This is a genomic window from Inquilinus limosus MP06 (assembly GCF_000767795.1).
Classification (GTDB): Bacteria; Pseudomonadota; Alphaproteobacteria; order DSM-16000; family Inquilinaceae; genus Inquilinus; species Inquilinus limosus_E.
This window is the reverse complement of sequence record NZ_JANX01000206.1, coordinates 1-9,694: the sequence shown is the minus strand read 5'-3', so window position 1 is coordinate 9,694 and position 9,694 is coordinate 1. Positions and strand designations below refer to the sequence as shown.

Sequence of the window (9,694 nt, the reverse complement as noted above, 5' to 3'; positions counted from 1 at the left end):
GGCGGATGCCAGCGCGGCGGCGGCGAGGACCGCAGCCCACCGGCAGCGGCCCGCCAGGCGCGCGGCGGCTTGCGAGAATCCCGGCATATGATGGTCCGCCTGCTGAGAATGATCCTCGCGGTATACCCGCATTCCCGTGGATCGCAACGATGATCGCGACGAGCCCGGACGGTGCCGGCCTCGGGATCCGCTGCCTTTGCCATGGCGGCAGCCGGCGGTCGCGGCGCTTGACCCGGTGCCGGCAGCGGCCTGGGGCTTGCGATCGTCCAGGAAATCGTGGAGACCGCTGGCGGCACGGTCAGCCTGCCGGCGGGCTGAGGCCGGGGACGAAGGGGAAGCGACAGGGAATGAACGATCTCGCGCAGCGGGGGGCGGCCGGGCCGGTGCCGTATGTCTGCCAATGGGAGTCGCCCGACCGGGCCGGGGAGATCCTGGACGGCACGCTGCCCCTGGCCGAGGACCCGAACTGGGCCCGCTCCGGCGCGGCCGACGCGGCGGAGTATGCCCGCTGGGCCAACCATGTCTGCGGCATGGCCTGCCTGCGGATGGTGCTGGCCGCGCGCAGCGGCGATGCCCCGCCGATCCTGGAGCTGGCGCGCGGGGCCACGCGCCATGGCGCCTATGTGGTCGAGAGGGAGTCGATCCGCGGCCTGATCTACGCGCCCTTCGTCGCCTATGTGCGGGCGGAATTCGGGCTGTCGGCGCAGATCGTCACCGGTATCGGCGCCCGCGGCATCCCCGGTGTCCTGCGCGGCGCCACCTTCTTCATCGCCTCGGTGCACCCGTCGATCCGCCGGCCCGACAGCGATCCGCCCGCCAAGGGCGGGCATCTGGTGCTGGTCCACGGCCAGAAGGACGGGATGCTGGTCTTCCACAACCCGTCGGGCCACGACCGCGCATCGCGCGAGTCCGTGGCCCTTCCGGTCGAGACCTTCGACCGGTTCTTCGCCGGCCGCGGCATCGCCATCCTGCCCTGAGGCGGAGGGTGGTGCCGGCCCGATCAACGTGCTCTCAGGCGTGCGCGTTGAACGGCGCCGGGCGCCACGTCACCAGCCGGTTCTCGACCAGGGTGACCGGGAACTTCACCACCGGCGCCCTCGCGGCGAGGATGATCTTCGCCGCGGACACGCCGCCGACGATGATGGCGATCTTGTCGACGGCCAAGGCCCCTCCGGACGAGGCCGGCAGGGCGCCGACAAGGTGCCGGCGCGAAGCTTTCATAGCGACAGAGATGCGGGAGGGGCAACGATCCGACCGCCCGGAGCCGGTCCGGCGCCGGCGCGGCGGATGCCGCTGTTCGGGAGCAGGGGCGCCGTTGCCCGTCAGCCGGCCGCGGCGATCGCGGCTCCCCGCCAGGGGATCGATGGTGTGCCGGCGGCGCCCGCCTGCGCGAAGGCGAGGGCATCGATCTCCGCCGCCATCCGCGCCAGGCCGGGCAGGCCCTCGGCGCAGGTCTTGATCCAGCCGGCCATCGCCAGGGCCAGATGCGGGCGCTGCTCGCGCAGCAGCGAGGCGAAGGTCAGCTCGGTCCTGAGCGCCTGCTCGAGGATCGCGATCGCCTGGGGCTGCAGGTCGCGCATGTCGTCCAGCGGCGTGTCGACCGGCTGGCGGCCCGGCATGTGGATCCGCACCCCGCCCGTCGCGGGGGGCGTGTCGAAGATGAACGCGACCGGCTGCGGCCCGTCGGGAGCGGTGACGGCGATGGCCTGGAACCGGCCGTCGATCTCCTCGGTGAAGAAAGACAGGCTCGCGGCCCTGCCGTCGCGATAGTCGAGATTCACCGTGGCGTAGCCGGCCGACTGGACCCGCCGGGCCACGATCACCAGCTCGGTCCGGTCCAGCCGCCAGTCGAAGCGGTCGGGGATGTTCAGCACATCGGCGCAGATGGTGACGATGGCAGGTTCGGCATCCGCCGACCGCAGCGCGTCGCGGATGACGCCGAGATCCAGATACATGGCGCGGAAGGCCGCCCCGTCCGGACCGATCGTCTGGCTCGCGGCACCGGGGACGCCGCAGCGGGCCTCGATCGTCCCGAACAGGGCCGGCCAACCGGCCGGCGCAGGCTCGCTCCCCAGGGCTGTTCTGCTGTGCATCAAGACCTCCTCCTGTCGACAGCTGATCGGCCGCCGTGGCTGTCCGAGCGGCTCAGTCATATCGCAATATTCCGCCGGTAGACGCCAAAGGGCTTGGCGGAATACTGCGTGAATCAGCGTGTGCTTATGTATAGGCCTTGCGGTGTTCATCCCTGTGACTGGGGTATGAACCACCATTCGCATAGGATGAGACGGCCGATGACTGGCAGGGAGGTCGATCTCTACCGGCGGTCGCGGCATCTGTCGGAATGACGACGGGCCCCGGCCAGATCGGCCGAGGCCCGCATCTGTCAGAAATCGAGGGGAGCAGCCCGGCGTTCCGAGCCGGTTCAGATGCCGATCTGCCCCCGGTTGCACCGGCGGCGGAGCAGCACCGCAGAGGTCTGCTGCTGCAGACCGATGGTCAGCAGCACCAGGTCGTTGCGCGAGATCTCGGCATAGCGCGCCGCCAGCGTTACCGGGACGGACGCCGAGGTCATGTTGGCGTATTCGGGGAGCGTGGTCAGGTACTGGCCCGGCCGGATCGCCTCCGCCCAGGCATCGCTCAGCACCGACGAGGCCTGGTGCGCGATCAGCGTGATCTCGCCGGCGGCCAGCCCGTTGCGGCGCAGCAGCCGGTCGACGATCCGCGGCGGAACCTTGGCGCCGTACTCCTTGTAGGAATCGGCTCCAGCATCACCGATATACATCAGCGGGGTGGTGAAGCTCTCTGCCAGATAGGGCGGCGGCGGGTCGATCGTGCCGGCCGGCCGGGCGCTCATATGCATGGCACCGAAATAATTGGTATCGGTGTCGGTCACGACGTCGACCAGGGCGAAGCGCTGCTGGTCGTCGCTCACGGCCATCACCGCGGCGCCGGCACCGTCCGCGGCGCCGATGCAGGTCGCCTCATGGTAGCTGACGTGCCGGCTCCAGTTGCAGCCGCAGACGACCAGCGCGTTGCGCAGGCCGCGGCCGGTGCGGATCATCGCCTCGGCCAGCACCAGCCCGTCATTGAAGACAGTGAACTCGGTCCCGAGCGGCAGCACCTGGCAGCGCGGCGGCAGGTTCAGCGTCTGGTGCAACGCCACCAGCCCGTTCGGGCTGACATAGTCCGACACCGACGAGATGCCGATCAGCAGGTCGATATCGCCGGCGCCCAGCCCGGCATCGACCAGCGCTGCGGCCGCCGCCTCGGCCATCAGCCCCAGCAGCGTCTGGCCCGGCGCCAGGATCCGGCGCTGGTCGAAGCCCTTGAACAGGTCCGAATGGGGCGGGTTGTGTGCCTTGATCCAGTCGAAGACCGGCGCATCGTTGGTCCGGACCTGCTCCGGCACCGCGAAGCCGACGCCCTTGATGCGGGCGGTGTTGTCAACCATTCACGCGTCCTTCCGCGAAACGTGGGGGCGGGGGGCACGTTCAGGCCTGGGGCGGGGTGCGGTAGTAGGGCGGCACCTCCGACCGGTCGATCTCCAGCACGATCACCTGCGGCCGCCGGTACGCCTCGGCCTGACTGATCGCCTTGGTCAGCGCGGCCCGCAGCCCCTGCGGGTCCTGCACGGTGTAGGTTGTCGCACCCAGCCCGGTGGCGAAGGCGACCAGGTCCGGGGCGCCGAGCTTATAGTAGTCGGTCCAGGACGGCACCGGCGGCTTTGGGAAGAAATGCGCGTTGCCCTGGCTGACCATCGCCAGGTCGTTGTTGTCCATGACGATCCAGATCGCGCCGATGCCGTAACGTGCGGCGGTCGACACCTCGCTGCCATGCATCAGGAAGGCGCCGTCGCCGGTGATGGCGATGCAGGTCCGGTCCGGCGCGCCGAGCTTGCCGCCCACCACGGCGCAGGTGCCGAAGCCGAGCGGGCCGGTGTCGAGCGACAGGTGCAGCTGGGTCGGCGGGTCGATCGCCAGGTCGTTCAGCGTCCAGCCGACGCAGTTGGCGCAGTCGATGAAGATGTGGCTGCCCGTCGGCACCACCTCGTTGATCACCCGCATCGCCGATTGCGGCAGAATCGGGGTGGCCTGAGAGTCGCGCTTCTCCGGGTCGTACCATGGCGCGTGGGTGTCGCGGATCCAGCGGATATAGCCCTTCCGCTCTTCCACCGCGGCCTCGTCCGGCTGGCGCAGCGCCGCCAGCGCGCACAGGTCGTCGATGAACTGGCCGAGCTCGCTGACGATGCCGAGCTCGATCGGGAAGGCCCGGCCGATCACCGACTGGTCGGCGTCGACCTGGATGAACGGCCCGTTCGGCAGCAGCGCGGTGTTCCAGTTGCTGGTGGCGAGGTTGCCCAGCACCGACCCCATCACCATCAGCGCGTCATAGGCCGGACCGCCGCCGGCGGCGGCGATGTACAGGCTGGGCCAGATGCAGCCGGCCATGCCGTAGTTGCGCAGCGACAGCGGGTGGGTCTCGGGGAACAGCGCCTTGCCGTCGGGCGAGGTCATCACCGGGATGCCGAAGCGCTCGACGAAGGCGGTGAACTTCTCCAGGCGCTCGCCCTGCATCGCGAAGCGATTGCCGTTGCCGAGCATGATCAGCGGCCGCTTCGCCTTCAAGAGCCGGTCCAGCGCCAGGTCGGTGCGGGCGATGTCGCTGGCCTTCGGCACGGTGCGGTAATGCTCCCAGCTGGTCGGGAACGGCACCGGCTTGCTCGGCGGCTCGTTGGAGACGTCGACCGGCAGGCTGATATGGGTGGCGCGGAACGGGATCGACAGCGCGTCGCGCAGCGCCTGGGTGAACAGCGTGCCGAAATCGTCCGGGCTGGCGATCATGGCGCTGTACTGCACCGAGGCCTGATAGACGGCGTCGACATTGAGCGTGCCGTCGATGCCCTGCTGCAGATAGCCCTTGCCGAAATAGTTCTCGGCCACCTCGCCGGTGATGGTCAGGACGGCGGAATGGTCGGCCTGGGCGTTCATGGCACCGGTCAGGGCGTTGACCGCGCCGGGGCCGGTGGTGGCCAGGACGACGCCCAGCCCGCCGGTCACCCGGTGCAGCCCGTCCGCCATGTAGGCGGCGCCGGTCTCGTGCCGGCAGACGATGTAGGTGAACTCCTCCTCGCGCAGCCGCAGCTCGTTGAGGAGGTACATGATGCCGCCGCCGGGAATGCCGAACAGGTAGCGGACATTCTCCAGCTTCAGGTAGTCGAGCAGCAGCTGCGACACCGTCCGGTCGGTCACTGTGCGGTAGTAGGTCGTGCTCTGCTGCAGCATGGTCGGGGTCTCTCGGCGGCGGGCGGTGGAAGGTGGGTGGTCAGGCGGCCGAGGCCAGGCTGCTGTCCGGGGCGGCCAGGCCGAAATGCGCGGTCAGCATCATCTCGGCGGTCTGCAGCGCGCCCTCGACCCAACCCTGATAGGTCGAATAGGACTCGCCGCAGATATAGACCTCATCGTCGGCCACCGGCTTGACGATGCGGGGCATCACCGCCGCGGTGTCGACGCCGATGTTCCAGGAATGCCAGCCGCCGCCATAGGGATCGTCGCCCCAGTCGCGGAAGGCGGCGGCATAGGGCTCCGGCGCCTCGGCCACCCCATGCACCTCCTTCAGCTGGCGGTGCGCGTCGGCCACCATCAGCGCGCTGACGTCATAGATGTCGGGCAGCCGCGGCAGGCCCGCGACGAAGGGGTTGGCGCGGCCCTCGAACCGGGGGCCGCTGTGGCGGACGCCCTCCCAGTAATCGACCGAGATGCCGTCGGTATAGGCCGCGACCAGCAGCGAGTTGGTGTTGCGCGGGTCGCCGCCGGCCATCTCGCCCTCGGTCTCGAAATAGTAGATCTGGCGCAGCGGCAGGTCGGTGACGGAATCGCCCGATCTCAGGCCCAGCGCGTGCCACCAGGGCTCGGGATAGGCCAGGGCGAACTTGTACAGCGCCTGGCCGGTGACGGTGGCCAGCAGCTCGGCCACGCCGGGCTTGGCGAAGAACTCGCTCGGCCCCGCCCGGTCCAGCGGATGCTCGGCGATGCGGTCCAGCGACCGGCGCGGCATCGCCAGGATCAGGCGGCGGGCCAGCAGGACATGGTCATGGCCGAGGCCGTGGTCGTGCATGGTCAGCGCGTACAGCCCGTCCTCGCGCCGGCTGAAGGCGATCAGCTCGCGCCGCAGATGGACGCGGCCGCCGGCGGCCTCGAACTCGTCGCACAGGCGCCGGGGCAGGGCCTCGTAGCCCTCGGGCAGATGGACATAGGGGGTCTGGTTCGCCGGGATCGACCAGTCCTCCATGTACCAGGGGATGGCCTCGGCGGCGTTCCAGTTGGTCAGCACCGTGTTGAAGCCGCCGCCGGCGAGGGCGAGGTTGTAGGCCTCGACGCTCAGCGCGTTCAGCAGCACCTGCCAGAAGCCGTGATTGCGCAGCGGGAAGCCGTTCAGCGTGGCCTTGGAGCAGGCTTCGCGCAGCTCCGCGCTGCTCATCTTCTTGGCGCCGGGGATGATGGTCTCGATCGCCTGCACCACCAGCGCCGACGGCGACTTGCCCTTTTCCTGCTCGGTCAGCCAGTACGGCACCTTGTCGGGATCGGCGTAGTCGCGGACCGGGAAGCGGTGGGCGCGCAGATAGGCCAGGTTCTCCGGCCCGCCCATCGGGAACTTGACGGTCTCGAAGCCCAGCTGCTGCACCAGCCCCATGACCAGCGTCTGCGAGGTCATGATCCGCATGCCGCCCAGCTCGGCCGGCACATGCGGCATGCCGGGCAGGCGCACGGTGTCGAGGCGGCCGCCGATCCGGTCGCTCATCTCGAACAGGTGGATGCCGGCCGCCGGGATCTTCGAATCCGGCGCTGTGGCCAGCCGCCAGGCGCTGTATACGCCGCCCATGCCGCCGCCGATGATGGCACAGTCGATGACGCCCTCGGGTTCCGCACCCATGATCGTCCCTCCGTCTGCAAGGATGGTTGCCCGGCCGCGATGGCGGCCGCGTCAGATGCTCACGATCTGGTCGACCGCCTCCAGCGAGGCGATCAGCGATCCCTGGATCCAGGCCTGGTCCAGCGAGCAGTGCTCGCCGGCGAAGAACACCCGGCCCTCCGGCTTCTTGCCGTCGAGGAAGATGGTGCCGAGTTGCCCGGGCAGCAGGAAGGCGAAGGCCCCCGCCGACCATTTGTGCGACTGCCAGCAGATCGACGCGGAATCGACCACCAGATTGTCGTCCATGATCTCCGGATGGAACCGGGCGATGCCGCGGCGCACGGCCTCGACCTGCGCCGCCGGCTCCATCAGTCCCAGGCGCAGCGCGTCCGACCCCCAGCAATAGGCGCCCAGCAGCGCGCCGGGCATCGAGGCATCGGCGTCCGGCGCCGGGCCGGTGCGCTCGTCATGCGCCGGGCCGGTGTGCGGGTTGGACCAGGGCCGCGGCGGCAGCGGGCCGCGCTCGACCTTCAGATGGTCCATCGGATAGTAGGTCTGGCGCTGCAGCCCGTCGGAGATCGAGCCGCCGCCATAGATGCCGTAGCGGGACTCCCAGAAGCGCTCGCGGCAGTCGAGGATGACCTTGCTCGACGCGGCATAGGCCATCTGGCTGATCGACAGGCGCTTGGCGTAGCTGAACCCGTCCAGCGCCATCCGGCGCATGACGCCGAAGGGCAGGGTGCACAGCACGTAGTCCGCGGCCAGCGTCTGCGGTCCCTCCGGCCCGGCATAGCCGATCTCGACGCTGGTCTCGGAGGCGATGCGGATGCGCGTGACCTCGTGCTGCAGCAGGACCGTGCCCGGTTTCAGCATCCCCGCCAGCGTGTCGGGCAGCTGGCTCATGCCGCCCTGCAGCGTGGTCAGGTTGTTGCCGGTGCCGACGATGGTGTCGCGGATGAACATCGTCACCGCCTTCTCGAACCAGACGGCGAGGCTGGTATAGGCGCCGACCAGCTGCTTGACCTGCTGCGGCAGCACGGTGTCGAGGAAGGCGCCGAGCGACAGGCTGTCGAGGTAGCGCAGCCGGTCGGTGGTCATCTCGCCCTTGAACAGGCTGTCCAGCTCGAACGGCGTCAGCGGCGCGATGGCGTTCTCCAGCACCCAGCCGAAGATGGCGCCGCCCGGATCCTGCGGATAGGCGCCGTCGGGGGTGGGCGGCATCTCCGGCAAGCCGTAGCGCGGATAGATCCGGCTGCGGCTTTCGCTCATCCGGCAGACCACGCCGTGGATGTCGAGGAAGTTCTGGTCGACGCTGTTGACGAAGGGGATCAGCTTCCCGGCCAGGCCGGCCTGATCGATGTAATGGTGGGTGTAGTCATGCGTGGCGGGGACCCGCATGGCCCCCAGCTCATTGTAGCTGCCGTCCTTGAAATGGTGCGTCAGGATCCGGCCGCCGATGCGCTCGCTGCCCTCCAGGATGGTGACGGCATGGCCGAGCTGCTGCAGCTCATAGCCCGCAACCAGCCCGGCGATGCCGGCGCCCAGGATGACAACGTGCTTGGTGCCGTGCCCGGCATTGTCGCGGCGGATCCGCTGCAGCATCTCGCCGATCGGGACATGCGGGTAGGTCGCCTGCTGGTCGGACATGTTCGCCTCCTCGCCGGTCGGGTGGGGTCGGACCGAATCCGTCCCGTTCAAAAGAATTTTAGGAAAAAGCTATCGAATCCTGCTCCGCCCCATGGCTGTTTCCTACCATGGCGGCACCTTCGGATGCCGAATCCTCTCACTTCGTGTAGCATCCTGTGCGGCGCGGGATGTAAACCAGATTTGAACGGCCGTTCGCATTCATCCGTGTGGCGCCTCGACAAGGAACGGCCACGGGGCAGGGCAGGATCGTTGATGAGCACCAGGACGACGGACGGGCCGGGCGGCGTCGGCAGACGGGATCGCCTGATCGTGGTGGAGGATGATCCGGTCACCCGCTCGATGATCGCGCGCTACTTCGCCGATGAGGGGTTCGATGTCGAGGAGGCCGCGACCGGCGCCGAATGCCGCCGCGCCCTGAAGCGCACCCCGGCCGACCTGCTGTTCATCGACATCCAGCTGCCGGACGGCGACGGCTTCGAGCTGGCCCGCGAGATCCGGTCGACCAGCGCCGTGGGCATCATCTTCGTCACCCAGAAGGACAGCGAGGTCGACCGCGTCGTCGGGCTCGAGCTGGCCGGCGACGACTACGTCACCAAGCCGGTGAAGCTGCGCGAGCTGCTGGCCCGGTCCCGGGCGCTGCTTCGCCGCCGCGGGCTGGAGCGCGACGCCGCCCGCCACAGCAACACCGTGATCACCTTCGAATCCTGGCTGCTGGACCAGACGCGGCGCGAGCTGACGACCCGGGACGGCACGCCGGTGCGCGTGACCCGGGGCGAGTTCGACCTGCTGGCGGCGCTGGTGCAGGCCAATGGCCGGCCGCTCAGCCGCGACTATCTGGTCGAGGTCGTCAGCAACCGCGACACGGAGGTCGGCGACCGCACGGTCGACGCGCTGGTCGCCCGGCTGCGCCGCAAGCTGCAGGCTCCCGCCGGCGGGCCGCCGGTGATCGTGACCGTGACCGGGGTCGGCTACAAGCTGGGCGTCCGCACCGACGCGCGCGGCTGAGCCGCCGGCCGGCGGATTTCCGTCATCAGGGCGTCGATCGAGCCCCGGCGCAGCGGCGCCAGCTCTCGCGCCATGTCCGCCAGCCCGCCGATGGGCATGTCGCCATTCGCGCCGGCCTCGATCGCGCTGGCCT

At 69.5% G+C, this 9,694-nt stretch carries 8 protein-coding genes; 2 read left to right on the top strand and 6 right to left on the bottom strand.

Annotated features, from left to right (window positions below; genetic code table 11):
• Window positions 1–347 precede the first annotated feature (347 nt).
• Window positions 348–977, top strand: coding sequence for a cysteine peptidase family C39 domain-containing protein (locus P409_RS16885; RefSeq protein WP_052120794.1), 630 nt, complete (start codon window positions 348–350; stop codon window positions 975–977).
• 34 nt (window positions 978–1,011) lie between these two features.
• Here P409_RS16885 and P409_RS38960 read toward each other — a convergent pair whose 3' ends face one another.
• The 6 genes from P409_RS38960 to P409_RS16860 form a co-directional block, all read right to left on the bottom strand.
• Entirely contained in the window at window positions 1,012–1,164 is a 153-nt protein-coding gene (locus P409_RS38960) for a hypothetical protein (RefSeq protein ID WP_161790414.1), read from the bottom strand.
• Between the two features lie 158 nt (window positions 1,165–1,322).
• Window positions 1,323–2,093 carry a hypothetical protein gene (locus P409_RS16880; protein ID WP_034839748.1) on the bottom strand — a complete coding sequence of 257 codons (771 nt, stop codon included), beginning with the start codon at window positions 2,091–2,093 and terminating at the stop codon, window positions 1,323–1,325.
• A 329-nt stretch (window positions 2,094–2,422) separates the two neighbouring features.
• The gene (locus P409_RS16875; protein ID WP_034839744.1) at window positions 2,423–3,451 is read right to left on the bottom strand and encodes a 3-oxoacyl-[acyl-carrier-protein] synthase III C-terminal domain-containing protein; all 1,029 of its coding nucleotides are present in this window, start codon (window positions 3,449–3,451) and stop codon (window positions 2,423–2,425) included.
• Between the two features lie 40 nt (window positions 3,452–3,491).
• On the bottom strand, window positions 3,492–5,282 hold the full coding sequence (locus P409_RS16870) for a thiamine pyrophosphate-binding protein (RefSeq protein WP_034839739.1): 1,791 nt from the start codon (window positions 5,280–5,282) through the stop codon (window positions 3,492–3,494).
• A 40-nt stretch (window positions 5,283–5,322) separates the two neighbouring features.
• Window positions 5,323–6,930 (bottom strand): flavin monoamine oxidase family protein, encoded by a 1,608-nt coding sequence (locus P409_RS16865; RefSeq protein ID WP_034839735.1) that lies wholly within the window; start codon window positions 6,928–6,930, stop codon window positions 5,323–5,325.
• Window positions 6,931–6,981: 51 nt separating this feature from the next.
• Window positions 6,982–8,556 carry a flavin monoamine oxidase family protein gene (locus P409_RS16860; RefSeq protein WP_034839731.1) on the bottom strand — a complete coding sequence of 525 codons (1,575 nt, stop codon included), beginning with the start codon at window positions 8,554–8,556 and terminating at the stop codon, window positions 6,982–6,984.
• Window positions 8,557–8,808: 252 nt separating this feature from the next.
• Here P409_RS16860 and P409_RS16855 point away from each other — a divergent pair, with 252 nt between their 5' ends.
• Entirely contained in the window at window positions 8,809–9,561 is a 753-nt protein-coding gene (locus tag P409_RS16855) for a response regulator (protein ID WP_052120792.1), read from the top strand.
• The last annotated feature ends 133 nt before the right edge of the window (window positions 9,562–9,694 follow it).